We start from the raw sequence: 26,569 nt of genomic DNA, 5'->3' as shown, positions 1-26,569 counted from the left end.
TATGATATGGAAATTAACATGTTTAAGTGTAAAGATTGCGGCAGGGTAATCTGTGACAGCTGCCACTTCAGCACCGGACAATGTTGCGAATGCTTTAATGGTGAAAGCGTGTTGGTATAAACCCATGAACACCGATAACAGCTGGCCCCACTCCTGGCTATTAGAATACATCCATAAATGCATGGATGGTGAAATTTTAGTTGGTCGCGAGCTTATTCAGCAACTGGAGATATTGTCAGACCACTTTGAAGACCCGGATATAAAAATTGACTTCAGCGATGCTCATAAGCGAATTAAATTTATAGAGGAAAAATGCAAGCACTCAGAGGCTCCTTTCGCAGGGAAGCCTTTTTTGTTGGCCTTATTCCAAAAAGCCTTTATCGAAGCAATTTATATTTTTAAAATATACGATGCTGAAATAGGGAAATGGATAAGGAAATATCAGGAAGTATTGTTTCTGGTCGCAAGGAAGAACGGAAAAACCCCACTTATTGCCGCATTGTGCCTGGCAGAATTCTTCTGCGGCGACATGGGAACTAAGATCCTGTGTTCCAGCAACGACTATGACCAGGCGGATCTTGCATTCCAAGCGATCGATGCCATGAGGGAGCAGAGCACGGCACTGGAGAAAGTCACGCGCAAAAATATAAAGGGTATTTACTTCGGTAATCCTCGCAAGCCGAAGAAAAAAGGTAAATTCAGTTACGCTAATAAGGGGAATATCCGCAAAATATCGGCGAAGACTGGTGCTAAGGAAGGTAAGAATATCCGGGTTGGCATGTCGGACGAAATCCATGAAATGAAAGATGATTCGGCGGTAATGCCGATCAGGCAGGCGCTGTCAACACAGGATGATCCACTATATTTCGAGCTTACTACCGAAGGGTTCGTAAATGATGGGTATCTTGATAAACGAATCAAGGAAGCCCGTCAGGTATTAGCCGGTGAACTCGAAAGGCCGCGTTGGTTAATATGGCTGTATACTCAGGACTCAGAGACTGAAATATGGCAGGATGAAAAGAATTGGGTAAAGTCGAATCCCGGCCTTGGCATTATTAAAAAATGGAGTTTTCTCCGTGGTATGTTGGACGAAGCCCGCACCAATACGGAAACGCGAGTTTTTGTTATGTCCAAGGATTTTAACTTTAAACAAAACAATGCGGCTGCCTGGCTTATGATTGATGATATCACCAATACCGAAGTGTTTAACTTGGATGAGTTCAAAGGATGTTACGCTATTGGTGCTGTCGATTTGTCTAAATCCGGCGACTTAGCCAGTGCACGGATAATTATGATGAGAAAAGGCAGCAGTAAAAAGTACACTCACCAGAAATATTTTATCCCCGAATCAAAGCTGGCCGACCTTGAAAAGGAAGATGTCGAGAAGTTCAAGGAGTGGGTGCGCCGGGATTTAATCGTCGTATCTCCTGGTAATGAAAACGACTTTAGTCTGATAACACAGTGGTTTGTTGGGTTATACAAAAATTATAATATCCGGGTGTTTAAGACTGGCTATGATAAATGGTCAGCAGTTTATTGGGTAAAAGAAATGGAAAGCTATGGCTTTGATTGTGTCCGGATCGATCAAACGTGGGGCAGCATGTCCGAACCAATGAAGCTTGTTGGTATTGACCTAAAAAGTAAACTGATAAACTATAATGACAATCCGGTGGATAGGTTTTGTCTTGAAAACACAGCTATACTGATGAATTCAAAGGCAGACATCATGCCGGTTAAGATTGAGGGCAAGGACAATAAAAAAATTGACGGTGCCGTAACGATGATTATAGGCTATCGTGTGTACATCGATAACCGGGCAGACTTTTTGCGGCTGGTTGAAGGGCGGTGATTTATATTAAAAAAGTAATTAATTACATTGATGATGCACTGTTGCTGGCGGGTATAGCATTTATATCTGGCGGCATTTTTATGTTGTCGGTGCCATGTGGTTTTATCTCAGTGGGAATTGGCTGTCTTGCCATGGGTTATCTAGTCGCAAAACGGCGAGGTGTTTAAATGTTATTAAGTAGTTTCGTCAACAGAAAAGAGAATAGGCAGTTAATCTATGCTAAGATGCTGGATGGATCCTTTCCGGTATTTAGCCAGTTCGGCAATAACATCTACGCCAGTGACATTGTGCAAAACTGCATTGATTGCATTGCTACAGAGATATCCAAGCTACAGCCGAGGCATATACGGACCGACAGTAATGGGATTCAGACTACGCCTAAGAGCAGTTTAAACAGGCTGTTTAGGTTTTCCCCTAATCCGATTATGACCACCAAGGATTTCTTGGAAAAGGTCATCTGGCAGTTGTATTTTAACTATAACGCTTTTATTTACCCAATGTATGATACTGTTACAGACCAGCGCGGTACTACCAGGGACTATACCGCATTTTATCCCTTAAATCCTACCCGGGTTGAGTTTTTGCAAGATGAGTCAAACGCTCTTTTCATCAAGATGTACTTTTCCGGCGGCAATGATTTTACGCTGCCATATGACAGTGTAATTCACCTGAGAAAAAAGTACAGCGTTAACGATATCATGGGCGGCGGTGCCAACGGGCAGCCGGATAATGGTCCTTTGCTCAAAGTATTGCAAATCAATGACACGATTACTGATGGTCTTGGTAAAGCGATTAAATCAAGTTTATCTATCCGCGGTGTTTTAAAAATCGCGACAATGATGGACGATGAGAAGCAAAAGGCCGAGAGGACGCGCTTTGAAGCGGCAATAAATTCGAGTGAGAGCGGCATATTGCCTATGGACTTAAAAGGCGAGTATGTCCCACTTAATATTGATCCAAAAGTCGTTGACAAAGACACTATGGAGTTTGTTCAAAATAAGATTTTGAACTGGTACGGGGTATCACTCAAGATCATATCAGGTACCTTCAATGATGAAGAGTACCAAGCTTTTTACGAGAAGGTATTGGAGCCTATTATTGTCAGTCTTGGACAGGCGTTCTCCAAAACAATGTTTTCGAAGCGAGAACTTGAAGTAGGAAATGAAATTGTGTTTTATCAGCGAGACATGATGTATTTGAGCACGCCAAATAAACTAAAGCTACTTGAAGTGGCTGGCGCTCAGGGCCTTTTAACGGACGATCAGAAACTTGCTATCTTGGGGTATTCGCCACTTGCTGATGGAACCGGATCACGGCGAACAATTTCACTTAACTACATTTCTGTCGATATTGCCGATGTGTACCAGCTTAAAAAAGCAGGAAGTAAAGACAATACTCAAGGGGGAGGTAATACAGGTGCCTAAAAATCTACCAAACAAAGACGATGTTGTAATTCGCAGTTTCGGCATGCCTGACATTCGGGCTGCCAGTGAAGATGGTGTAGTCGAAGGCCATGCCGCGGTATATGAGCAAAAAACTAATATTGGAAATTGGTTTTATGAAGTCATTGAACGCGGTGCTTTTGATAACTGTGACTTTGATGATGTGTTGTTTACGGCAAATCATGAGCTATGGGATATCCCACTGGCTAGGAGCAGACGAAACAGCAGTAATTCGACTCTACAGTTAACTCTCGACAATCAAGGGTTATTCATCAAAGCAAACCTAGATATCGAAAACAACTCTGAAGCGAAAAGCCTGTATTCCGCGATAAAACGCGAAGACATTACAGGCATGAGCTTCATTTTTTATGTCTCAGAGGAAAGATGGGAAGAACTTGACACCGATATGCCAACTAGGCATATTACTAAAGTCAAAAAAGTACGCGAAGTTAGTGCCGTGAATTTCCCGGCATATGCTGGCGCTACTATAAATGCTCGTAATGACAAACTGGCATTGGACAATGCCAAACTAGCGTTGGACAATGCTAGGTCATCGTTGGAGAACGAAAAAAACGAGCGAGAAGCCCTTAAGTTGAAATTGAAAATTTTAGGAGGAATATAACATGAAAGACAAACTGTTAAAACTGATTAAAACTAAGGAAGAAGCCAGAACCGCCTTGGTTGCAAAGGTCGACACATCTGAGGATATTGGTGAATTACGCAGCCTAAATACTCAGCTAACTGGCTTGAATGCCGAAATCACAGAACTTCGCGGTATGATTGATGCGCTTCCTGGTGAAGATCCGCCGGCAGTAGAACCGAACGCTGAAGAGCGACGCAGCGCCGGCAGCCCGGTTGGGAAAACTCAAATTCTTGCCACTTATGGCGTAGGCGGCGGTGAATCCGAAGACAAAGAAGAACGTGCCGCGCTTCAGCAAAAATATGAAAAGCGCGGTGCTGACCTGAAGGCTAAGAGAGCAGTAACTTTTGACCTTAGCGAACTGCCAGAATTTCGGGCCGTATCTATTGGCGGCGGAACATTGGTTGTACCTAAGAAGTACAGCAATACCTTAAACGAAACGTTTAATGAAGTGTCGTCCCTTATTGACGTGGTTAATGCTATCCCGCTTGATGGTGGCGAGTCCTACGAGAAAGGTTTTGTCGTTGGCTATGGTGAAGGCGACTACACCACGGAAACCGGTGACTATGATGACTCTGACCCGGTATTTGACTATGTATCGATCGGTAAAGCAAAAATTACTGCTTATACCGAAATGTCCGATGAGTCCATGAAACTGCCGAACATCAACTATCAATCTTTGGTGGCCAGAAATGTGACTATTGCTATCAGAAAGAAAATTGCAAGACAAATCATTGCCGGTGCCGGTGGATCAAATGCGATCACCGGTATTTTTAATGCCCCTACCAAAGCTATCCCTACTGCAACAGATATCATTATCGCTGATATTGACGCAGATACTCTTGACAAAATCGTATTCGGGTATGGTGGCGATGAGGATGTTGAAGTTGGCCAGTACTTGATTTTAAACAAGGCCGACCTTGCAGCTTTTGCGTCGATTCGCGGGAATGATGGTAAGAAGCTTTACACCATCAATCTAAACGGTAATGTCGGCACTATTTCCTCCGATGGAAGCTATGCTGTTAAGTTTGTTGTAAACAGCATCTGCCCGGCTGTAACAGCCTCAGGCACTGCCTCCGGCACATACTGCATGGCTTATGGTTCTCCGGCCATCTATGAAATGCCTATCTTCAGTCAATTGACTGTTGAAGAATCCCGTGATTACAAATTCCGGTCCGGGCAGATTGCCTTCCGTGGTTCGGTATGGGTTGGCGGTAATGTTGCAGCCTATAAAGGATTTACCCGAATTAAAAAGGCATAAGGAGGGATTGAATTGAGAATTTATCCTCACAATCCTACTGATCAAAAACTAAAAACTGATGTAAGGGGCGTGGTCGTTGACCGCGCCTTTATGGCTCACTTTCAAGTGCCTGCCACAAAAGCCGTGGCTGCCAGCACAACAGGCGTACATGCTGCCGTAGCTTGTACAACCCCGGCTATTGCCGCTACTTGCGTTGTAAAAGCCGCGTCTGCTGAAACCGACATATTAACAACTACTATCCCGGCGTCGATCGGCGCGGCAGGTAATGCTTTAAGTATTAACCTGACGACTGCTGGCAATGACACGCTGGCCGTAACGAAAGATGATGAAACCGGCGTTATTACCATTGCACTAGCGAACTCTACAGCATCTAAAAATACAGCAACCTTAACGCAAGCTGCAATTCGTGCACTGACAACTGTCGGCGGCGTATCTGTCGCAGCTGTCACGTGTGCGGCAGGAGGTAACTGGAATACCGCTGCTGTTGCAACCGGTGAGACTGCGGCTGTTGCTTTTACTGGTGGTCAAACAGCAGCATCACAAGTGGTTACAACTGCAATTACTAACCCGGCGGTACCGAGAAACATCACTGCAACTGCTGGGGGCGGAACCGCGGGCGATATTAAAGCTATTCAAGTTGTTGTTGCTGGCACTAATTATCTTGACCAAGCAATCACCGAAACGCTACCGGCATTTACTGCTGATACTCCTGGTTCTGTAGTTGGCTCAAAAGCGTTTAAGACTGTGACGTCTATCACGATCCCGGCACATGACGGCACAGGGGCAACTACGGCAATTGGTTGGGGTGATAAGCTCGGTTTGCCGTATAAACTGACGCATAATACTGTATTAGCTGCTTATCTTGATAATGCGCTGGAAAGCACTGCCGCAACTGTTGCTGTATCTGCGACGGCAATTGAAAGCAATACCATTGACTTGAACTCTGCACTTGATAGCAAGATCGTGGACGCATACTTGTTGGTGTAAGAATGAGGCGGCGGCTGATAACCGTCGCCGTTATTTTAGGCGGTGATAAAGGTGGCAATTTTAACAGATCAAGAAGCCGCTGACTTATTGAATTATGAATCTGCTGAAGAAATGCCAGGTAAAGTAACTAGCATATTCCTGCCGGCCGTTAACGAATATTTAAAATCAGCCACTGGCAAAGATTGGGGAACAACAACTGAAACATATACTGCTATTGATCCGGTGGCTAAAATGGCGGCAGGTATTTTACTGGCTAGATGGTTTGAAGGAACTGAAGAAGTTGGTAAGGCTACGGGGCTTGGTATTACCGGATTGATTGCTCAATTGGGTGCCAAGTACCAGCAGGAGTTGCAGGCATGAGTGTAGCGGCTAAGAATAAGAAAATAATCCTACAGGAGCCAATTAAAGTTGAAGATGACAAAGGTGGCAGGGCAGTTACGGGATATAACAGTTATACTGTTTGGGCAGAGTTTTGGAAACCAAAAGTTGTAACTGCAGATTCCACGGGTACGATGCTCAGTGAATTAACTCGTAATATTATTATTTGGCGGCGAAGCGACATAAGAAAAGGTTGGCGGGTGTTGTATGGCTCAAAGATATTTTCGGTCGAGCATGTTTATGACTGGGAGAAAAACGAGACTATGCTTGTATGTAAGGAAGTTGTCAGGTAATGGCCAGAAGTTTTTACGTTAATTTTAAGGTTCCAGAACTAAAGGAAGCGTTAAGCAACATAGGAAAATATGACGTCAAAACTGCAGTTGAGATTGAACAAGCAGTGTCAGAATCAACAAAAGCTATTGGCAAAGGCGCGCGCAGTAGAGTTCCTGTACGTAGTGGTAACTTAAAGAAAAAAATCAGGACTAGCTTTAATGTGAAAAAAGTAGAAGGAACGATTGCTGCAAAGTCATCATATGCGCATTTGCCTGAGTTTGGCGCGGGAACAGCAACGGTAAAACCAGGACCTGGCAAAAAAGCATTGACGATTGGTGGCATGAGTTATGGCCCGTTAATGCCGGGACAAAAACACTTTGCGGCTAGTGCTAAGATCCCAGCGCGAAAAAAACAACCTTATATGCAACCTTCTTATGAAGCGGAAGTACCTACTCTTATCCGAAGAGTTACTCAGGCGGTGAAAAAACAATGATAAGGCGCAGAAACCCAATAAGAGAATTGCAAGCCGCTGTATTCACTATTTTGAGCGAAAACCAAGAATATCATGTTTATGATGGCGTGCCGGATGATGCTGTGTTGCCTTATGATCTTATTAGTGATTACAAATATGAAGTTGTACCAGACAAAACTACGGATATTGTAATAATAAGATTAGAAATAGAAGCTTGGTCTGGTTATGACGGCAAAGATGAAGTTAATAAGATGATTGCCGATGCGACACAAGTATTAACTGCTTGGCCGATAGACCTTTCTGATGATGGGTTTAAGGTTATAGATCAAGATGTTAAAAGCGGAGAAGGTAACAGGCACGGAGATTATTATTACGGCATACTTACGTTAGAAGTAACAATCCAAAACACCGGCCCACCATAAGGCCTATTTTTTATGCCTAAATAAATTATTAGGAGGATTAAAATGCCAGAATTTAAACTGAAAAATTTTGATTTGCAGTTATGTGCTGTAACGCTGCCGGATAACCCTGATACATCTTCGGCAACGGTAGGTAAAGACTATTTGCTATATGTAAATGGCGGTACAGCATCAATACCTGTATGGAAAATAGTTGGTGGACAGCGTAGTTCGAACTTAAACCGTTCTGCTGACAGTGTTGATTTATCCCATAAAACATCCGGCGGATGGAAAACAACCAAGCAAGGCTTAAAAGGCTGGGGCATTGATTTGGATGCTATTATATTGCTTGAGGAAACCGGATACGAAGAAGGTGTGGCGATAATTGAAGCAGGTTATATGCAAGGAAAAGATATAAATATAAAACTTGTGTATCCTAATGGTCTTTATCGAACTGGCTGGACTCAAGTTACTGACTTCCCAGAAGAAGCCCCGCATGACGGCGAAGCATCGCTTAGTGGTACCCTTGAAGGTGTTGGAGCTCTATCCAACTTACTGCCTGATCTCACGCCCATTACTGCAACTATGAGCCTGGCAGCGGCTGCAGATAAAGTATTTACTATCTTGCCAGCAACAACGACTGTTTCCAGTGTTAAAAACGGTTCTACTGCTATCACAGTAACAACTGACTACACATATTCGACTGGTACTCTGACCCTTTTAAGCGGGTACTTGGACGGCTTAACGGCTGGTGCATACACGTTTACTGTTACTACCGGCGACGGGGCCACATTGACTGTTACTGTGACGATTACAGCTTAATTTAAGGCCGTGAGTGGGGGCTTAAACTCACTCAATAATTTTTGTGGGGGAAGTTATGAAAGAAAAAATACCGTTTGACCTATTCGGCACACCTGAAGAATTATGCTTTGACATTGGCGATACGGCGACACTTGAAAAGATGCTGAGAATGCCAATTCAGCAAATCTGGGCCACCCAGTACGCTGGCTATGACTTTGTTTTTGCTGCGTTGCCGCTCTGCCTGAAAAAGCTAAATCCTCATTTATATCGAGACAAGGTGCGTAAATATATGACCGAAGATTACGGCAGAACAATTGACGATATTGCAATACCTCTTATCCATGCTATAGGCATTAGTGGTGCCCTTGGTAAAGAAGGTGTTGACCGGGCGATGGAAAAGTATTATCCCGAACTTTTTAAGCCTACTGAGGACGTAGAAGTAAAAAACGAGTAGGAGACAACGAAAAAAACGTTGTCTCCTCTTTTCATGACTGGCTTAAATGGGCCGAGCCAATCGCGTATGGTCCTTTAAATTTACTGCCCGAGCAATTCGAACGGTTGCAGGTAACTGAGTTTTTGCAGTTATGGGATGGCTATGTTTGGCGACAAGAGCGCGATGAAAACCTGCTTGCATATTTTACAGCTTGCCAGATGTCGGTACATACCAAAAAGCCTGTAAAGTTCGGTGACTTGTTAAAGCCTTTAAGGCAGAAAAAAACCGTTAAACGAGACAAAAAACAAGAAGAAGCGCATTTACGAGAAACGTTCAAAGAACAGTTAAAGTAAAAACCACTCTAGCTGAGCGGCTATTCGCATTGTTTAATCATTACCGACGTATCAATCGTTAATTCATCCAACGCCTTACCTAAAGCCTCTCTATATGCATTATCAAACGACGGTGCCCCCATATAAATTGCCGTACTTGATCCATCTTTAACGATTTGTTTGCTGGTAAGATATTTACCTGTTGCTACATCTAATAATCGAACATCGCATGTAACAGTGGTTCTGAATGACATTGAAAACAGACCAGCGCTAACCCGTGGAGCATCATTGCTGATAATTATAAACAAAGCGTAGTCGCAATTTAATCCTTTGGCGATTTTTTGTATGTCTTCTCTGTTTACAGGTTTTGAAAAATATTGATTTACAATCATTCGATTATCTTCTTTATATGTTCTTAGCTCCATACTTGTAGTGTCAAATGGCAATACATTAAAAGTATTTTTAGGGAAGAAACTCATTGTTTTTTCTGGAACTGTTTTTCTAACCGTTTCGTTATTGACGAAAGTAATAGGCGCCTCCATAAAAATACCTATGGTTGGTTTGTCGCTGGCGGTTGCACTAGCATAAAAAGCTACCAATAAAACAAGTAGCAATAATATTATTTTTCGCATGTAGCACCATCCTTTTTCTACCATTCTATATAGTTTGTCTGAATTTATCAATAAATATTGTGTTGAAAACGGTCAATTTATTGGCTGTTTTTTTTATTTGCGGGTTAGGAGGTGAATAAAATAGCAACAATCGCTGAATTAATGGTAAAAATAGGCGCTAATTCAAGTCAATTCCGCAAGGAGATTGCAGCAAGTCAGCGCCAACTAAGACGAGCATTTGGCTCAGAAGGTATGGCGGCAAGCCAAGCGACGGTAGACGCTACTGGTGCTGCTATGGGTGCTATATCTATAGCCATGGGGGCTGTTGGTGTAAAGGCTGTTAAAATGGCTGCTGATATGGAACAGAACCGCATTGCTTTCGAAACCATGCTAGGTTCTGCGCAAGCAGCTAATGATTTTTTACAGAAACTGCAAGTGTACGCAGAGAAAACACCATTTACTTTTGATGGTCTTGTAACTGGCTCTAAGCGCATGCTGGCAATGGGTTTTACTGTTCAGGAAATATTGCCGTCATTAACCGCTTTTGGTGATGCTGTTGCCGCTGTTGGCGGAAGTACTGAAGTGCTGGACAGAGTAACATTAGCGTTTGCACAAATGAAGGCTAAGCAACGAGTAAGTGCAGAAGAGATGAATCAATTGGCAGAAGCCGGTATCCCGGCATGGGAAATGTTAGCCAAGGCAATTGGAACAGATGTGGCGACCGCAATGGATATGGCTGAAAAGAAAGCCATAAATGGCAACACCGCTATTGCTGGAATGATTGCTCAAATGAGCACTAAATACGGCGGCATGATGCAAAAACAAAGCCAAACCATAACCGGCATAATGTCAAATATCCAAGACAAAGCCAGCGCCACAATGCGAAAAGTTGGTGAAGATATTGTTACGGCATTTGACTTAAAAGGCGTAACAACTAACGCACTAGCAACACTTGAAGAATTTAGCACAAAAGCTAAGTCTATGGGCATTGGCGGGGCAATGGTTGACATGGTTCCTGCTAGTGTGGAGATTGCTATTTCTGGTGTAACTGGCGCACTGATAGCTAGAATGATCCCTGCAATGTACAGTGCAGCTATTGCCAGTACAGCACTTGGTATTTCAATGGGGCCGTTAATGGCTATCGGTGCAGCGTTAGGTATAACATTGGTAACAGTAGCCTATCAGTCATCAAAATCAACAGCGGAAACCCACGCATTAGCCGATGCTATGTTTACCGGGGCAGGCAGTATGGTTGCCGTAAATAGCAATGCTGGTGAACTATCATATGAATTAATTAATGTTGGCAACTCTGCTATTTACGCAGCAAAGGGAATGGCTGAATTAAAAAAGATGGAGTACGCGGTTAATAGCCTTGCTGACTTTCGGCGGTCGGAAGATAGCAATAAATTGCCTGCGTGGAATACAACTGTTACTTCGCCGACAATGCCTGAAATACCATCGGGTGGCGGTGCTGGTGGGGGCAGTGCTAGTGACGCAATGGATGAACTCAAAGAAAAAGCCAAATCAACTACTGAATCCATTGAACGCGAGTGGGTGCAACTCACCAAATCCGAACTAGAACAAACCGATATCTGGCGCGACGAACAACTTGCCACACTCGAAGAATCCAAGGTAGCCAACGAAAACTATTCTCGCGATGTTACCCGTGTTAACGAAATGTACGCTCAAAAACGCATTGAAATAGCCCGCAATGAAGCGTCCGGAATAGCGGCTGCCATGGAGGAAATCAACAATGTTCGTCAAGGCGTAGCTAATTATAGTCGTGGTTCAAGCGTCCTGCAAGATATTGAGAATGAGCGCCAGGCCAGAATTAAGGCAATCAATGATACTACCATGGCGCAGGTTGAAAAAAACACATTAATTGACCAAGTTAACCAGCAAATGTGGGCTAAATACGAGCAATACGAACTATCGGCTAACTCTTTACATGATACACTGCAGGAGATTCGTTATTCTGGTGACTTAGCTCAATTGCAAGCATTCTTGACTGAAGATACTGCAATGCGACTAAATAATTACGAAGCCCAACAGACTATGATGGACACCTACCAGCAAGCGTATCTGCAGGCAAATGCAACGACTTCGCAATTGACGGCTGACATGTACAGTACTGCTCTGACCGGATTAGGAACTGCCTTTTCTGACATTATTACAGGCGCCCAAAGTGCCAGTGATGCGTTTAAGTCTCTTGGTAAGTCAATGCTTAAGGTTGTGGCTGACTTTGTTGCAAAATGGATTGCCGGTAGAATTATGATGGCACTGTTTGGTGAAGCAGCCATGGGAGAGCAAGTATTAGCCAGTGCTCTAGCAGGTAAAGCAGTAGCTTTAGCATGGGCTCCAGCAGCGGCAATGGTTTCGCTGGCTTCATTTGGTGCAAACTCTGCGCCCGCAATGGCGGGTATTGGTGCCACTGTAGGTCTATCTATGGGGTTGGCTGGAATAACAGGTTTTGCCACTGGCGGCCCAATATCCGGCCCAGGCACAGGCACATCAGACAGCATATTAATGTGGGGATCAGACGGCGAGTATATGGTTAACGCGGCTGCCACAAAGTCAATCGGAGTCGACAACCTAAACTACATGAATCAAACTGGTCAAATTCCGGGTTTCGCCGCTGGCGGCCTAGTAACCGGCCCGTCGTTATCCAGCCTATCAAGTAGGTATCAATCTGCCGGCGGGCTTAGTGACCGCATACTTAAAAAAATCGGCCTATCAAATCAACAACCGGCAACCGTCACGCAAAACAATTATGGTGGGATACATACCGAAGTTGACCTAAACGACGTAATGACCGGCCTTGGTAAAATCGTAACGTCAGCCATGAGGGGGTAACATATGAAAATCGTAAAAAACAATAAAACATTCTTACTCCCCGAACTGGCCAGCGTTGACGGTCTTGGTGGTCACACGATCCGTACTGATGACGAAACCAGGGCTTATTCCCATGGTCGAATTGAAACCGGGGACGGTAAGGTTGACAGCAAAACTATCGAAGTTGAAGTCTATATATTTGGGGTAAATCGGCTTGATCACGATCAGCAGTACAATAGTTTACTGGCTGCGTTTAACCAAAAAAAGTATAAACTGTTCGTGCGTGACGACAGATACATGAATATTGAATGTATGTCAAAAGACACTCATGAATGGTTTAAAGGTTTTCAGTTTGTCAGGTCAAAATTAACCGTCACGCTTAAGGCAATTGACCCGTTTTGGTACGACACGGGCAGTATTATTGAGCGCCGAACGATCACCGAGACACCAAAAACATTGATTATTGATAACCCCGGCAATATTGATGTATCGCCTGTAATTACGATTACAGCCACTAATACTTGCCCAAGTATTTTAATTACGAATATCACAGACGAAAACCGGCAGTTTCAGTATGCTGACTTGCAACTAACTGCCGGTTCTACTGTTAAAATTGACTGTCAGAATGGCACAGTCTACAGGGGGACAGCAAACTCGCTGAACGCATTTAACGGGACGTTTCTGAAATTGCTCCCTGGGGAAAACGAAATAACCTATGCAGGCGAAGATTGTGTAATTGACTTTGAATTTACGCGGCGGTGGTTGTAATGAATTTTATATTCGGCAAAAAACTGTTTGGGCGGTATATATTTACTGGACGTGTAGGGGCTGCCAGTGGAGGCACGACAAAGTTTAGTCCGCCGCTGGTAAAAGACTCCTACGCGGTAAAAATATACAACTCTGACGGCAGTAGAATAGCTGAGTACGGCAGCGAAATACAAAACAATCCTATTATTAGCCTGGAATTTGAAATCGCGGATACTGGATGCGGGGCGCTTGAGATTGAATTTGGCAGTTATCAGCCTATTATAAGTTACGGGACCAGGATTGACATCCATTTATTTAACGACGTTGCCCCCTGGTACTCAGGCGAGATTATTGAAAAACCATTACTAGGCAGCACTCAAAAAACGTTTAAGTACTCAGGCCATGGGTATTATAACCAGGTTGAATATTGCCTGGTCAATAAAACATACGAGAATATGGATATTGCCGACATCGTGAAGGATATTGTATCTCGTATTATCGAGCCGCAAAAAGACGTAGTTTATCGGTCGTCAAAAATAATCTCAACTGAATATATTGCCAGCAAGCTAAAATTTACCTATGTTAACTGCAAGGATGCCTTGGAGCAGCTCGCAGAGTTTGCTGGTGATTATGTTTATGGCGTGGATGAGTACCGGGAATTTTACTTTAAGCCTATCTCGGACGAAATTAATGAGCAGGCCCGTTTCTGGGTGGGTAAACATATCAGCGAGTTTGAGCCCTCCGAAACGTTAGACGATGTGTATAACTATATTTTTGTTAAGTCCGGCAGCACAGATGCCGAGTTTTCCGGGCCATATCAAGACGCAGAAAGTCAGAAAAATTATGGAGTCAGACAAACGGTGCTTACCATACCATCAGCGGTTAACCAGGCCGATACAGATCGCTGGGGGCAGAGTCAGTTAAATAAGTCTAAGGCAGCTACTAAAAAGGCTGATATTAAAGGATTATCGGTGCTGTATTACGATTCTGCCGGCGTTTTAAAAGCAAGGAAAATAACAACTGATGGCAAGGCCAGGATAATCAGCGAGGACGGCCAAAACCGGTATGATTTCCCCATTACTAAAGTTAAGTACAAAATATCTTCAAAGGGAATTATTCCTGAGATCGAGCTAGGCGACCACTCCAAAAATCGAATTGATGGATGGTTGCTTAAATTAAACCGCGACATTAAAAACAATGAATACCTGGGGGATGTAACATGAGTGATTATCGTTATGACCCGTTTCAAAACAGCCTACAGGCCGTTAGCGTTACAAATGAAGTACATATAATACCTAATAGCAGCCCGTTTACAATACGGTTGCGAGAGGTGCCATACAAGGCAAATCCATCGACGCTGACAATGCGTGTGATGGATTTTTTAGTTGCCGCCATCACAGACACGCAAAACTATGTTACCGTGACAAATCCGGACAGCCACAGTGCAGACGAAGTGTTGACAGTAGACAGCGAAAAGCTGCAGGTAACAGCCAAGTCCAGCAGCAGCGTCGCAACAACATTGTCGGCCGCAATTACATCGACTACGGCAACGACTTGCACGGTAACAACCGGATCGGAGTTTTTGGTCGGTAACGTAATAAAAATTGATAACGAACAATTATTTGTTACTGCTGTTAGTGGTAGTACGCTGACCGTAAAACGTGGTCATAACGGCACAATAGCAACAACGCATCTTAACGCTGCCGAGATTTACATATTAAATAATTTAACCGTAACGCGCGGTTATGACTCTACTACGGCCACCAGTCACAGCATTGCAACGCCAGTATATATCAACAGCAGTATGTCTGAGGTAGCCACAACGCCAACAGCGGGGCAGTTCTGGCCTGATTATTCAACGTCGGCAGACGGCGACGATAGTTGGAACACCGGAACTATACAGTTTAACTCGGTGGATGCTGGTAAGTTAGTTGCGGTTAGCTATCAAAAAATAGGTACGCTGGTTGACTCGCTACTGCCTGCCGAATATCCTTGGCACCTTAGAGACTTAGGCGATGGATCCGAAGGTGATTTTGTTAGCGCTGGAAATGTTACTTTGTCGGGTGAGCACCATTACCGCAACTTTGTTTTAAATACAAACCATACAATTACAATTGGTGATCCTGGGTTTTTAATAATTAAATGCCAAAATGTTTGTATTGTTAACGGAACGATTAATGGTAATGGAGTAGCGACTAACTTTGACGGTACTGGCGGCGGCGCAGGCGGCACAAGCGCATCAAAATTTAAAAGTGTATTTGTGGCTGCAACAAGCGGTAACACTCCTACATTGCCCATACAAAACGCTATAATTAGTAGCGGCGAAATAGCACTCGGAGGATGTGGAGTTGTAGACGGCGGCTCCGGCGGCTACGGCGGTGGTTATTGCCAGATTAACTCAGAATCTGTATTGTTTAACGGTCAAATAAATTTAAATGGACTAAGCAGCAACGGCGGTGGCGGCGGTGGCGTATGTGTTATTGCAGCAAAAAAATATATCAGTGATGAGGGGGTAGTTAGTGTTAGTGGCGGAATTACTGCCGGTACGAGCGGCGGGGCAGGTTGGTACAGAAAAATAACGCTAGGAGGGTAATTTATGGCTGAATCTATTATGGCTGATATCGAAGTCAACGAAGGCGATACGGCGACAATTGAAATTGATGTAATCCAGGATAATGGCGAACCTATGGATTTAACCGGTTTTACTGGTGTTTGTCAAATCCGCAAAACCGTACAAAGCCCAGATATATTGGCTTCTCCTGTTGTTACAATAACAGATGTTGCAAACGGAAAATTACAGTTTCCACGGCCTCATAATTTACCAATTGATGGAGATTTTCAAAATTATAGTTATTTTGCTTATGAGGTAAAGGTTTTAGATGCACTGGAACGAGGTACGCCGGTAGCAAAAGGCAACTATATTGTGATACCAGGGGTGATTAAATAATGATTACAAAAGTTGGAATACAAGGGCCTCCAGGGGCGTCGGGAATGGTTAATAGAGGTACATACATTGCCGAAACTGCGTATATTGTAAGAGATGTAGTGCAATATCAAGGTTCGTCTTATTATTGCAAAACAAACTCAACAGGACATTTGCCAACTGACGAAACGTATTGGAATTTGCTTGTTAGCAAAGGTGACCAAGGAAATCCTGGCGCGTCAATAGCATTTGCTACCAAAGCGGCTATGGAAGCTGATCTAGCGCATGTTGTCGGCATATGGGCTTGGGTAACATCGGACACTACAACGGCAAACAATGGATTTTATCGCAAAGAAGGCGCATCTGGAACGGGTGGTTGGGTAGGTCCTTATGATATGCCTGTGCCAGATGGCTCCATAACCGAAAAAAAAGTTGTACCAAAAGCGATTAATATTAGTAAGCTTAGCGACGAAGTATATAAATCAATAGTGGGTTTTAAAGCTAGCTACAAAGCAGCATCCGGCCTCAATGCGTATGTTAAGTTTACGTTTGACGCTGACGGATTAGGACTGTTAGCCAGCCAGCTAATGCGTGGTGCTTTTGAAACATACATTTCGGATACAAACCTAACAGCCTGTAGTATAAAAACATATCTAAGTAACTCTCCAACTGTAATAAGCGGGGGAGTTAACTTTTCTTCGCCATCTCAACCCTTAACTTACGACCAGTTTAATTCATACGCCAAAGATGTTACCTATTACAATACAAGTTATCGGTATATCCATGTGTTGGTGCAGTTTACCATGACGGCTAATGTCCTAAGCGAGCTATTTCTCCGCAACGTGACAATGACGGTTGGGACAACTGCTGTACCGATGATATCCTACGGTCTTTACAGCTATGACGCGACCGTATCTTCAAGCACGCTGTTAACTGACAGCAGTTATGTGGGTAGGGCACTGCTGCCACGAAAAGACTTCGAGACAGAGTTTGTTGATCGGTTCAACGCTAACTTAAGCAACAAGACTAAACTCTGGGACCGCTTACATACTAATCACGACAGCGGGACTAAATTATACATTTCCAATCTCTATGACCTGCAAGCTGTGTCAGGGTCGTTGTCTGGGATGGTTGAGATTAAGCATACTTTTGATATGTACAGTGAGAGCGAAAAAATAAACTCACTTGTCGGAGAATTTTTCCTCACCAATAGCACTGCAAATGGTGCGCTTAGCGGATTTACTCAGTTGACGCCTAATGCTACATTCTCTGCGTACGAAGCTGGCGTAGAAAAGCAGATGACAGGTGTGGCTACTGTTACGTGGTCAAACCCCAATAATTACCGCTATTTACAAATTCTTACTGATGTATTAGTTGACGATGTTGTGGACTTTTTTGATATTGCACTAGCTAGCCCAACATTGACAATCGGTGGCCATATCATACAGCCGATATCGCATTTTGTGCCATATTCGGCTAAAACAGGCAGTTATGTTGCGGTGGCTCCATTGGATGGCAGTCTGGTTACTTACGCTGTTTTAAAAACAATTGTTACTGAGAGTAAATGGGCAGGGAAAGTTTTCGTAACATATGGCGATTCCATCACACATTATGATGGTGAGCCGTTTAACGAGAACCATATTGAGGCTGGGCAGATAGCCAAAGGATACCAATCGTACATGCGCGAAAAGTTAGGCTGTGTTGTAGTCAATAGGGGGTCTGGCGGTAAAACTATGCCTGAAATCTATGGGATTATCAATTGTGCCACCGATTTGGCTACGTTTGATGCCGTAACGATAACTTCTGGGGCAAATGACCATTTGCAGGCTGTTGCATTAGGGACTCTTGCAGCGGTAGGCGCAATATTTAACACTAACACATTTTACGGCGCATTACAGGCGGCAGTCGAAAAGGTGCTGACGGTTAAGCCTAGTATGAAAATATATTTGATTACTCCGGTCCCCGGCTTCTTTGATGACACGACAGCTACATACGGGAACCAAAACAAAATTAGTGTTGACTTTGTCAATGCTATTAAAATTGTTGGAGAACTATATGGTTGCCCTGTGCTCGATTGGTATCACACTGTAGGTATTAACCCTCTAAATAAATCAGTTTATTTAGGGGATATTTCCAGTGTGCCGTATGATCTACATCCTACACAAGCATTATTTGCTAGGATGGGAGAAAGCGCAGCATCATTTATGGAAAACAACTAAAGGCGCCTAGATGGTTATTTTTATGGGTAGCACAAATTTGAGGTGAGAATGAGCCAAGAGGCTCTATTTTTATTGGGGGTGGGGAGTTGGATTTTAGTAATTTAGCAATTGACTTTTCAAGGCCATTAGATGCTGTTATGCAAAGCTGGCTGGTTAAATTGGTGCTTAGTGTAGCTTTGACATTAGGTAATTATTTAAGCGGCGCTTCTTGGATTTGGCCATTTGTGCTGTTTTGGAGCCTGGTGCTGATGGACGGAGTCAGTAAGATTCTATCATTATCGGTTCAAACTCTGAAAAATAGCGGTAGTCAAGGCGGTATCGTTGATGGGTATCGTATGGCAGTTAATAAAGGGGTTATATCGTCCCAAATTGCGCGTGAAAAGTTTGTACCAAAAATACTATTTTATTTTATTACGGTCACAGGTGCCAATATTGTTAGCGTTATCGCTAAGTGGGCCATGCCTATACTTGGCGATATTGCTTTTGTACCTGCCGGTTTAGCGTATGTTTATCTATCGTGGGTAGAATGGCAGAGCATTTGCGAAAATGGCCGCGATGCCGGTATTAATTGTATGGGGCCGCTGGCGATTATGGCCAGTAAGAAAAAGAATGAATTGCTTGGAAATACGGACGATGGAGGAAAAGATAATGTTTAAAGACTGTATCGACCCTGGCCACGCAGGTCAGAACATTGACCCAGGAGCTAAAAACCAGGTAACAGGCCTGCAAGAAGCTGACGTAAACTTGGCGGTAAGTAAATTAGTAGCTCACTATCTGGACGCTGCCGGACACCAGGTGACGTTGACAAGGACTGAGCTGGAGCAGCCGGAGACTGATAGCCTGCAGTACCGATGCGATGTATCAAATAATTGGGGAGCAGACGTATTTATTAGCCTGCATTGCAATGCTGCAACGCCTGCAGCCAAAGGATTCGAGGTTTGGACATCGCCGGGCCAGACTCAAGGGGATAGACTAGCAACGTGTATTTACAATCAGATTACCAGGGAGTTTCCCGATCGTGTTGGCCGGACTGATTACTCAGACGGAGATCCAGACAAAGAGAGTAAATTTTACGTGCTCACTCAAACCAATGCTCCTGCTTGCCTGGTCGAAATGGCTTTTATCTCAAATGCGGAGGAAGCGGCTCTGCTGGCTAATTCGACATGGCGGGATAGGATGGCAAGGGCTATTGCCAGGGGGATAACGGATTTCCACAGCCAATAAAAATAGCGCCGTAAACGATCGGCGCTAATAAGGTAAAGGAGAGGATTGGAGTTATGTTTAGTTTAACCAAGCGCCAGGCGGCTATACTGCTTGGCGTTGTTTTATTCGCGGTGGGAGGATACCTTGTTTACCAGTATTTTAACCAACCAGAGCCGGTAACGACTTTATCCCAGGAGCAAGCCGAAACATCGGCAGGGGTAGAGAAGGCAGCAGAAAATGCCCATGTAAAAATGTTACAGGAACAGCTTGATGAAGCCGCCAAACAGATTGCCGAACTTAAAAACAAGCCTCCGGACACAATTGTAAAAACCGTCCCGGTGGAAGTACCTAAAATAATTGAAGTAGAACGTAAAAAATCTGGTGCCGACTTTGCTATTGTGACCGATCCGGCGAATCCTGACAAGCAGGTTGATTTAAAGGAAATAGAAAAGCTGCCAGCTGATACGTCAGTAACACTGAATCAATATAATGTACATGCTTATAAAAAGGTTATTCGAGGCGTGAATGTGTATCCTGATTGGGGCGAAGTGGCCCAGGGTAAGTTTAAGTTGGATGAAGTAACTGTTGATATTAGTCGGAGAATCAGTAAGGATGGTAAGTATATAGGCGTTACTGCTGGATATAACTTTAAATATGACCATGCCAAAACTGGAATTAGGTATTCGTTTTAACCATAGCCACCTACCGGGTTCGTCCCGGGGGAGTGTCTTTTTGTGCAGGAATTATTTCCCTTTTGCCGAACGTTGTATAAAAATGGTAAAAGGGAGATGTTTCTTTTGGATTATAAGTCAATTAGTAGTAATAATTTCTGTCCCTGTATGAGCGGAAAAAAATATAAAAAGTGTTGTGAACCTATAATTGATATTATTAAAGTGTTGCCCGGAGTAAGAATTGACGAGCAGTATGCCTTGAAAGATGTACTTGCTAATTCGGAAACTTTTAGGAGTTTCTATAACTCAGAACGGGATAAAATAAAGAATTTTATTTTTTGGTGTATAGATCCAAATCTCAACGCACAAATGAGGACAGCTAGTATGTCTATGCAGGGAGATCCAGTTGTTTCTATATACATCATAATCATTAAGAAAGCACCAATAGCAGCGGAAGATGCTTTTGACGTTGCGCACGAACTACAACATTTGATATGTGCAGATGAGGGGTACTGCAGTATCGGTTGGTTAGATCAAAAATATAGTAGAAGCAATTTTGCATCTTTAATAGCTAATATTACAAACGACCCAACGGTTAATAGTAGATTGGCGAAGTTTGGATTTGATTTATGGGCGTATTATGACAAGGCCTGTTCATTGCAAAAAGGTTATTTTGGGAAATGTAATGATAATAATATTTCAGATCAAAGGCAATTAATTCCACTATATCTTCAAAAAGCATTAGACTGGGACGTTGCATGTAAAATAAGTAAGAGAAGCAATAATGATTTTTTAAATTGGTTTGATAATCAGTACCCAATATCATCGGCAGAAGCCAGAAAAAAATTAGAAGAGATTAAACAAATGGGATATGATACTCCAGAAAAAAGCCAGTATATATTAAAGAATATTATAAAAAGTCTCGGCTTAGATAATATTTTGCATGTAAGTAACTGAATAAACTATACGAGGTGTTAATATGATGAAAACTGATAAGCATGGGAATTTTCAAGATAGTTATATACCTAAAGAAGAGTTATCTTGTAAATTTTCGATTATATCCGACGGGATACCTGAATATTTTTCGATAGATAAAAAACTGATTGAAGAGTTAGGAGAGCGTCCTCAAGGGGGCGCTTTTCTTTTGCATGATATGTTATGATGAATATTGCCGCTTCATCCTTCGGGGTGGGGCGGCTTTTTTATTGGTACAAAAAAATGTTGTTAATGAGGTATTTACAGAGTATAATTTAGGAAATAATCCCATTAATTAAATGAAAGGTAAAAACATGACAAAAAAACCACAGGGAAAATGTATATTCTGTGGAGGTGATGGTCTTTCTAAGCAGCATGTATGGCCAGAATGGTTAAAAAATGTAATACCACGAGAGACATCGACTCATATTCAGCACCGTATGAAAATAAATTACCTGTCACCAGAATGTATATTAGTTCATCCCAGTTTTGAATTGCATCAAGGTCATGGTGGAGTTAAGAAAATTAGAAATGTTTGTAGGAAATGCAATTCTGGTTGGATGAGTAGTCTTGAAACTAAAGCAAAGCCTATTCTTACTTCATTGATTTTAGGTGAACCCATTACGCTGGATGCTCATTCGCAGCTTGTTATTTCAGCATGGTCTGTAATGTCGAATATAATGAATGAATTTACTGATCAACCGACTGCGGCAATACCTTCTTTTCATCGGCAAATACTTATGGAATCGAAACGTCCTGCAGAAGGATGGAATATTTGGTTAGGATGGTATAAGGGAGTTAATTGGAAACTAAGATGCAGACATCATGGATTTGCTGCGGTACCAGCGTCACAGCTTATTAACAATAATGTCAATAAAATCAAAGGCAATACTCATGTTTCTACGTTTGTACTTGGGGAGCTTATGATTTACTCAATGAGCTCAACATTACCAAACTTTAATATCGAATTTCCAGGTCCGTTAAGTCAGAGTTTGAGACGTATTTGGCCAATCAATCAGGAAAGCATTGTTTGGCCACCATGCCAATTGTTAACTGATTTAGATGTGAATTTTATAGCAGATGCATTTTGTCTCGACCTTATGAAAAACCACTCAAATAGGGTGGTACCATTTACCCCCTCTTTTCACCCTTAGAACATTTGTTCTGAAATATAACCAAATACACATTCTGAGGGGCATATTGTAAACTTTCGTCTGGATCACAGCCGAACACTACAAGAGCAGGCAGCGCTGTTCTATTTATAGGACTCTCCCCTTTTACTAACACTTTTGTACCTGGCGACTTATGTTGCCAGGGTATTTTTTATTTTGCATAACAAAGGTAAGGTTTAGTTAGAAATCCAGTGTTGTAGCAATTGTGGAAAAGTGTTACATGGTTTAATATGAAGATGCTACAAATAAGTGATAAATAACTTAGCCGTCCGCCTTCGGTGGGTGGCCACTAAAGGAATGGCTCAAATGTCAAAAATTAGACTAATCGTCTTAGTTCTTTTGCTTTTCTTATTCAATCGTCCAGTCGAAGCACATCACTACAACCATCTGATTGAGTCCGAGTTGGCTCTGAAGGTATATTCTTTTGACAAAGATATACAAAGCTGGGCTCAAGAACATCGTAATTCAAACAGCGATTGGTTATCAAAACAAGCCAGAGGATTTGGAGAAATGAAGTATACCGGTTCAGTTTTAGGGGTAATGTATTTTACCGCCAAGAATAATGGAAATGAAAAAATGAGAAGGACAGCAGTGATGGGGGTTGAAAGTATGTTAACTGCAAACGTTATAACTGGTACTATAAAATTACTTGCGCATAGAAGCAGGCCTAGAGAATCGGAATCACCGTATAACTGGGGTGGACCGAGCTTGTCAAAGGAACACGTATCATTTCCATCTCAACATGCAGCGACTGCATTTTCAGTGGCAACGGTTATTGCTACTGAATATCACGATAAACCATATGTATCACACATTATGTATGGATTGGCTACTTTGACAGCTCTATCACGAGTAAACGACAATGAGCACTGGGCCTCTGATGTTGCTGTTGGTTCATTGATTGGTTATTATACTGCAAAGCATGTAGTACATTCGAAATGCAGTAAAAATGATAGTTCTAGTGGGGCTAGTGCTCTAATAATGCCAGTAATAAAGAAGTTCTGATAGATCTAAGTTTTAGCTGCTTCATTCTTTGGCGAATGTGTTATAATAAGAAAAACATTTCTACGAAAGGCACTTTATATGAAGAAATGGCCGTATTGGTTGGCTGCAGTCTTAATAATATCATTGATCTACGTACTATCTGACCGAATTATAACTGTAAAAATATCTGTTACCAAAGAATATTGGCGTTTTATTCAAAAATATACTTTTTATCTAGGTTTTGGAGATGGTTTTTTCTCTTATATCATAAGCCCTAGCCCAAGTTTAATTTTGCAGAAACTAGTCCACGTTGTTACCTATTCTAGCTTAGGCTTGGCGATATACTTTGCAACAGGAAAGCAAAAAATAAAGACCTTGTTATATGTTACGGCTTTAGCTGTCTTTGATGAGTTGCACCAATACTATGTTCCCGGAAGAACTGCACGGCTTGGTGATATCATTCTTGATGTGTTTTCTGCGTATACCGTAATTAGTTTAGTTAAGTATTGTTGCGGCAAAAAGGCACTACAGAGTAATGATAATTTCCGATAAGTACTTGCACCTTGGCCGATGGCAACTAAGAAATAATAATGCGTATAATATTCATAGCCGTATTCAGCGAAATACGACTTCTTTCCCTTCATCCAAGCCGTTCACATCCGGGAGCGGCATTTCTCATTTATCCCCTCTTTACACTTACGAACATTTGTTCTATAAGGAGTGGCATTATGCTCTCAGCAAAGCAATCAGCAATCATTAATTTTTTACGCGAATATCCACCTTCTTGCCCGCCTACAGTTAGGGAGATTGGCGCTGCCGTTGGTCTGCGTAGCAGTGCTACAGTACATACCTATCTTACTCGCCTAGAAGCCCAAGGCTTAATTGAGCGCAAGCCAGGCTGTCCAAGATGTATAACGGTGGTTCGTCGTGACTAAACTATTTGTCAGTATCACCGCTAAGCACGATGTAAACGGAGTAATAAAACCAATCACCTTGAACTGGGTCGATGGCCGCAAATTCGAAGTTGACAAAATCCTCGACGTTCGCCAGGCTGCATCACTCAAAGCTGGCGGCCAGGGAATAAGATATACCTGTAAGATTGCTGGCAAGCAGGTATATCTTATTTCATGATGATGGTAAGTGGTTTGTTGAGAAATAACAGGAAAAACCGCCCCGCTGTCTAACGTAACAGTGAGGTGGTTTTGTGTTTAAGAACGCGCATTGGGTTGCCTTGATATCCGTAGTTATTATATTTGCGGCTGTTGATTCGGCTTTATATGTAGTTGGCTTTGGCGGCATGCTCTTGAGCGGTATCGCCAGTGATGATGTTTATGCACAAGTCTGGTCCCTGATCGGCGCTGTGTCCTGGGTTGCGAGTGTTGTTTTGGGCGGGGCTTGTGTTGGTGAGTTGTGGGGGCGGGGCTGGTGTAGGTATAAAAACGAATAAAGCCTCTGGCGTAAATGCCGGGGCTTTACTTGTTCTTATTATATAGAAGGAAGTTTTTCAGATGCATTGTTTGGGATATATATTATCTATCTTGTTTCCTTAATTTGTACAAGCCTGCAATTTAAGCTATAATAAATTTTACAATATAAGCAATTGGAGTTGAACATATAAATGGAATCGAAATCTGTCGAACAAAAACAAGGGCCAAAACTCTTTTATACTGAGACATACGGGTGTCAAATGAACCTTAATGACTCGGAACGTCTGGCTGGTCAACTGCGGACAATTGGTTATGAAGGAACAGAGAACGCTGATCAAGCTGACTTAATTTTGATAAATACCTGTTGTGTCCGGGAAAGTGCAGAAAAGAAAATTCATGGTCGGATTGGTGAGATGAAGCGGCGCAAACTTGTCAATCCCAATATAATTATTGGGGTTGTTGGTTGTATGGCGCAAAAGGACAAAGATAAAATATTAAAGAAATTTCCTCATGTCAATTTAGTAATGGGTACACACAACATTCATCAACTTGTTGAACTTGTTGCACAAATAGAAAAAAGCCGCGAACCTGTATTGGCTGTTTGGGACCAGGCTGAACGCCTGGCGCCTGATGTTCCAACAGTGCGCAAAGGTCAAATATCGGCCTGGGTGCCTATTATGTATGGCTGCAATAACTTTTGTACATATTGTATTGTCCCTTATGTCAGAGGGCGCGAACGGAGTCGGCCTCTTGACGATATAGTAGCTGAGGTTCGACAATTAGGAATAGATGGCTTTAAAGAGATAACACTGCTTGGTCAAAACGTCAACTCCTATGGTAAGGATAGCGAGTCACAGCCTGATTTTGCCGATTTGCTTCAGGCTATTGATAAGATTGATACAATTGCTCGTATTCGTTATATGACATCCCATCCACGGGATATCAACGACAAAGTAATTGAAACGATCAAAAATAGTAAAAAGATTTGTGAACATTTCCACCTGCCTGTTCAGTCAGGTAATGATGAGATACTTGAACGTATGAATCGCGGCTATACTACAGCATATTACCGTCAGCTTGTAGCTAAAATTCGTGAAGCTATTCCGAATGCTAGTCTTACAACTGATTTAATAGTAGGATTTCCGGGAGAGAGTGAAGAACATGTTATAGAAACTTTGGAATTCATAAAAAATATCAGATATGACGCGGCCTACACCTTTTTATATTCACAGAGATCTGGAACTCCGGCGGCTAAATATCCGGACCAAGTGCCGTTGCCAACGAAAAAAGCACGGCTTAATCAACTGATGGATATTCAGAATGAAATTAGCCTCGAAATAAATAAAAAGCTTGTAGGTAATATTTTAGAAGTACTAGTCGAGGGGCCAAGCAAAAACGATGAGAATAAGTTGATGGGGCGAACTCGTACCAATAAAATTGTATTGTGGGAGAAAACCGGAACAGAGAAAATCGGCGAGTTAGTCAATATACAAATTGATACAGCTCAGACTTGGGTTTTAAAAGGTCGCTTGATTTAAC

32 protein-coding genes are annotated in these 26,569 nt (G+C 42.6%); 31 read left to right on the top strand and 1 reads right to left on the bottom strand.

The genetic code is table 11. The features are described from left to right. The first annotated feature begins 52 nt into the window (after window positions 1–52). The 13 genes from B9A22_RS08475 (at window position 53) to B9A22_RS08420 (ending at window position 9,287) form a co-directional block, all read left to right on the top strand. Entirely contained in the window at window positions 53–1,849 is a 1,797-nt protein-coding gene (locus tag B9A22_RS08475; RefSeq protein ID WP_217805910.1) for a terminase large subunit, read from the top strand. Further along, complete coding sequence (locus B9A22_RS25320) at window positions 1,846–2,016, top strand: hypothetical protein (protein ID WP_176215442.1); 171 nt, start codon at window positions 1,846–1,848, stop codon at window positions 2,014–2,016. The genes B9A22_RS08475 and B9A22_RS25320 overlap by 4 nt, the downstream gene beginning before the upstream one ends. Continuing rightward, window positions 2,017–3,273: a phage portal protein gene (locus tag B9A22_RS08470; RefSeq protein WP_084575295.1), complete on the top strand. Its 1,257-nt coding sequence runs from the start codon at window positions 2,017–2,019 to the stop codon at window positions 3,271–3,273. It abuts the gene before it with no gap. Further along, window positions 3,266–3,913 (top strand): HK97 family phage prohead protease, encoded by a 648-nt coding sequence (locus tag B9A22_RS08465; protein WP_217805909.1) that lies wholly within the window; start codon window positions 3,266–3,268, stop codon window positions 3,911–3,913. Before B9A22_RS08470 ends, B9A22_RS08465 begins: the two co-directional genes overlap by 8 nt. A gap of 1 nt (window position 3,914) precedes the next feature. After that, a complete protein-coding gene (locus B9A22_RS08460) occupies window positions 3,915–5,192 on the top strand; it encodes a phage major capsid protein (RefSeq protein ID WP_084575293.1) in 1,278 nt (425 codons plus the stop codon). A gap of 12 nt (window positions 5,193–5,204) precedes the next feature. Next, window positions 5,205–6,179, top strand: a complete 975-nt coding sequence (locus B9A22_RS08455) for a hypothetical protein (RefSeq protein ID WP_084575292.1) — start codon at window positions 5,205–5,207, stop codon at window positions 6,177–6,179. Between the two features lie 51 nt (window positions 6,180–6,230). Next, window positions 6,231–6,539, top strand: coding sequence for a head-tail connector protein (locus B9A22_RS08450; protein WP_084575291.1), 309 nt, complete (start codon window positions 6,231–6,233; stop codon window positions 6,537–6,539). Beyond that, window positions 6,536–6,850: a phage head closure protein gene (locus B9A22_RS08445; protein WP_084575290.1), complete on the top strand. Its 315-nt coding sequence runs from the start codon at window positions 6,536–6,538 to the stop codon at window positions 6,848–6,850. Before B9A22_RS08450 ends, B9A22_RS08445 begins: the two co-directional genes overlap by 4 nt. Continuing rightward, window positions 6,850–7,323, top strand: a complete 474-nt coding sequence (locus B9A22_RS08440; RefSeq protein WP_084575289.1) for an HK97 gp10 family phage protein — start codon at window positions 6,850–6,852, stop codon at window positions 7,321–7,323. The genes B9A22_RS08445 and B9A22_RS08440 overlap by 1 nt, the downstream gene beginning before the upstream one ends. Continuing rightward, window positions 7,320–7,724 carry a tail completion protein gp17 gene (gene gp17 / locus B9A22_RS08435; protein ID WP_084575288.1) on the top strand — a complete coding sequence of 135 codons (405 nt, stop codon included), beginning with the start codon at window positions 7,320–7,322 and terminating at the stop codon, window positions 7,722–7,724. Before B9A22_RS08440 ends, gp17 begins: the two co-directional genes overlap by 4 nt. 42 nt (window positions 7,725–7,766) lie before the next feature. After that, on the top strand, window positions 7,767–8,522 hold the full coding sequence (locus B9A22_RS08430; protein ID WP_084575287.1) for a phage tail tube protein: 756 nt from the start codon (window positions 7,767–7,769) through the stop codon (window positions 8,520–8,522). 55 nt (window positions 8,523–8,577) lie between these two features. Next, window positions 8,578–8,955, top strand: a complete 378-nt coding sequence (locus B9A22_RS08425) for a hypothetical protein (protein WP_084575286.1) — start codon at window positions 8,578–8,580, stop codon at window positions 8,953–8,955. A 122-nt stretch (window positions 8,956–9,077) separates the two neighbouring features. Next, window positions 9,078–9,287 (top strand): hypothetical protein, encoded by a 210-nt coding sequence (locus tag B9A22_RS08420; protein WP_084575285.1) that lies wholly within the window; start codon window positions 9,078–9,080, stop codon window positions 9,285–9,287. Between the two features lie 20 nt (window positions 9,288–9,307). Here the strand turns inward: B9A22_RS08420 and B9A22_RS08415 are convergent, their stop codons facing one another. Further along, window positions 9,308–9,898 carry a hypothetical protein gene (locus tag B9A22_RS08415; protein ID WP_084575284.1) on the bottom strand — a complete coding sequence of 197 codons (591 nt, stop codon included), beginning with the start codon at window positions 9,896–9,898 and terminating at the stop codon, window positions 9,308–9,310. 111 nt (window positions 9,899–10,009) lie between these two features. On the opposite strand from B9A22_RS08415, the gene B9A22_RS08410 reads away from it, so the two are divergent. The 18 genes from B9A22_RS08410 (at window position 10,010) to miaB (ending at window position 26,568) form a co-directional block, all read left to right on the top strand. Beyond that, on the top strand, window positions 10,010–12,730 hold the full coding sequence (locus B9A22_RS08410; protein ID WP_139796207.1) for a tape measure protein: 2,721 nt from the start codon (window positions 10,010–10,012) through the stop codon (window positions 12,728–12,730). Window positions 12,731–12,733: 3 nt separating this feature from the next. After that, complete coding sequence (locus tag B9A22_RS08405; protein WP_084575282.1) at window positions 12,734–13,477, top strand: phage distal tail protein; 744 nt, start codon at window positions 12,734–12,736, stop codon at window positions 13,475–13,477. Further along, a complete protein-coding gene (locus tag B9A22_RS08400; protein WP_084575281.1) occupies window positions 13,477–14,679 on the top strand; it encodes an XkdQ/YqbQ family protein in 1,203 nt (400 codons plus the stop codon). The genes B9A22_RS08405 and B9A22_RS08400 overlap by 1 nt, the downstream gene beginning before the upstream one ends. After that, window positions 14,676–16,049: a hypothetical protein gene (locus B9A22_RS08395; RefSeq protein ID WP_084575280.1), complete on the top strand. Its 1,374-nt coding sequence runs from the start codon at window positions 14,676–14,678 to the stop codon at window positions 16,047–16,049. Before B9A22_RS08400 ends, B9A22_RS08395 begins: the two co-directional genes overlap by 4 nt. A gap of 3 nt (window positions 16,050–16,052) precedes the next feature. Then, complete coding sequence (locus B9A22_RS08390) at window positions 16,053–16,403, top strand: BppU family phage baseplate upper protein (RefSeq protein ID WP_084575279.1); 351 nt, start codon at window positions 16,053–16,055, stop codon at window positions 16,401–16,403. Beyond that, entirely contained in the window at window positions 16,403–18,598 is a 2,196-nt protein-coding gene (locus B9A22_RS08385) for an SGNH/GDSL hydrolase family protein (protein WP_084575278.1), read from the top strand. The genes B9A22_RS08390 and B9A22_RS08385 overlap by 1 nt, the downstream gene beginning before the upstream one ends. An 86-nt stretch (window positions 18,599–18,684) precedes the next feature. Further along, window positions 18,685–19,254 (top strand): hypothetical protein, encoded by a 570-nt coding sequence (locus B9A22_RS08380; protein ID WP_084575277.1) that lies wholly within the window; start codon window positions 18,685–18,687, stop codon window positions 19,252–19,254. Beyond that, window positions 19,247–19,822, top strand: coding sequence for an N-acetylmuramoyl-L-alanine amidase family protein (locus B9A22_RS08375; protein ID WP_084575276.1), 576 nt, complete (start codon window positions 19,247–19,249; stop codon window positions 19,820–19,822). The genes B9A22_RS08380 and B9A22_RS08375 overlap by 8 nt, the downstream gene beginning before the upstream one ends. Before the next feature lie 53 nt (window positions 19,823–19,875). Then, complete coding sequence (locus B9A22_RS08370) at window positions 19,876–20,493, top strand: hypothetical protein (RefSeq protein WP_084575275.1); 618 nt, start codon at window positions 19,876–19,878, stop codon at window positions 20,491–20,493. Window positions 20,494–20,598: 105 nt separating this feature from the next. Beyond that, window positions 20,599–21,429, top strand: coding sequence for a YecA family protein (locus tag B9A22_RS08365; protein ID WP_176215441.1), 831 nt, complete (start codon window positions 20,599–20,601; stop codon window positions 21,427–21,429). A gap of 22 nt (window positions 21,430–21,451) precedes the next feature. Next, on the top strand, window positions 21,452–21,634 hold the full coding sequence (locus tag B9A22_RS08360; RefSeq protein ID WP_084575273.1) for a hypothetical protein: 183 nt from the start codon (window positions 21,452–21,454) through the stop codon (window positions 21,632–21,634). A 112-nt stretch (window positions 21,635–21,746) separates the two neighbouring features. Beyond that, on the top strand, window positions 21,747–22,601 hold the full coding sequence (locus B9A22_RS08355) for a hypothetical protein (protein WP_084575272.1): 855 nt from the start codon (window positions 21,747–21,749) through the stop codon (window positions 22,599–22,601). A gap of 315 nt (window positions 22,602–22,916) precedes the next feature. Then, on the top strand, window positions 22,917–23,624 hold the full coding sequence (locus B9A22_RS08350) for a phosphatase PAP2 family protein (RefSeq protein WP_084575271.1): 708 nt from the start codon (window positions 22,917–22,919) through the stop codon (window positions 23,622–23,624). A 78-nt stretch (window positions 23,625–23,702) separates the two neighbouring features. Further along, window positions 23,703–24,155, top strand: a complete 453-nt coding sequence (locus tag B9A22_RS08345) for a VanZ family protein (RefSeq protein WP_084575270.1) — start codon at window positions 23,703–23,705, stop codon at window positions 24,153–24,155. A 176-nt stretch (window positions 24,156–24,331) separates the two neighbouring features. Beyond that, entirely contained in the window at window positions 24,332–24,538 is a 207-nt protein-coding gene (locus B9A22_RS24955; RefSeq protein ID WP_139796205.1) for a LexA family protein, read from the top strand. After that, window positions 24,531–24,734 (top strand): hypothetical protein, encoded by a 204-nt coding sequence (locus B9A22_RS08335; protein WP_084575268.1) that lies wholly within the window; start codon window positions 24,531–24,533, stop codon window positions 24,732–24,734. Before B9A22_RS24955 ends, B9A22_RS08335 begins: the two co-directional genes overlap by 8 nt. A 73-nt stretch (window positions 24,735–24,807) precedes the next feature. Further along, a complete protein-coding gene (locus B9A22_RS08330; protein ID WP_084575267.1) occupies window positions 24,808–25,050 on the top strand; it encodes a hypothetical protein in 243 nt (80 codons plus the stop codon). Between the two features lie 171 nt (window positions 25,051–25,221). Further along, on the top strand, window positions 25,222–26,568 hold the full coding sequence (gene miaB, locus B9A22_RS08325; RefSeq protein ID WP_084575266.1) for a tRNA (N6-isopentenyl adenosine(37)-C2)-methylthiotransferase MiaB: 1,347 nt from the start codon (window positions 25,222–25,224) through the stop codon (window positions 26,566–26,568). Window position 26,569 lies beyond the last annotated feature (1 nt).

The organism is Sporomusa malonica (assembly GCF_900176355.1).
GTDB lineage: Bacteria > Bacillota > Negativicutes > Sporomusales > Sporomusaceae > Sporomusa > Sporomusa malonica.
Note: the sequence above shows the minus strand (reverse complement) of the source record. Positions and strands in the feature narration are given on the sequence as shown.